The organism is Vibrio chagasii (genome assembly GCF_002954585.1).
Taxonomy (GTDB): Bacteria; Pseudomonadota; Gammaproteobacteria; order Enterobacterales; family Vibrionaceae; genus Vibrio; species Vibrio chagasii_A.
In genome coordinates this window covers 1-379 of sequence record NZ_MSCI01000009.1, presented here as the reverse complement: position 1 = coordinate 379, position 379 = coordinate 1, and the positions used below count along the sequence as shown (strand labels likewise).

Here is a 379-nt window from a genome sequence, read left to right as displayed (position 1 = left end):
CTTAGAGTTAATCAGTCAGCTTTCCAAATTGTTAAAGAGCATAAAGCAAAAAGCTTTAATCAATAACTGTCGTTATTCATTAAAGCTCTGGCCTTAACTAAATCTAAACCATCAATCTGTGTGGACACTTATCGTGAACATCTTCGTATAAGGAGGTGATCCAGCCCCAGGTTCCCCTAGGGCTACCTTGTTACGACTTCACCCCAGTCATGAACCACAAAGTGGTGAGCGTCCTCCCCGAAAGGTTAAACTACCCACTTCTTTTGCAGCCCACTCCCATGGTGTGACGGGCGGTGTGTACAAGGCCCGGGAACGTATTCACCGTAGCATTCTGATCTACGATTACTAGCGATTCCGACTTCATGGAGTCGAGTTGCAG

Annotated in this window: 1 rRNA gene; it reads right to left on the bottom strand. The window is 45.9% G+C overall.

The features are described 5' to 3' along the window. Nucleotides 1–148: 148 nt before the first annotated feature. Nucleotides 149–379: ribosomal RNA gene (locus BTO10_RS23095) — 16S ribosomal RNA — on the bottom strand; the annotation flags it as partial.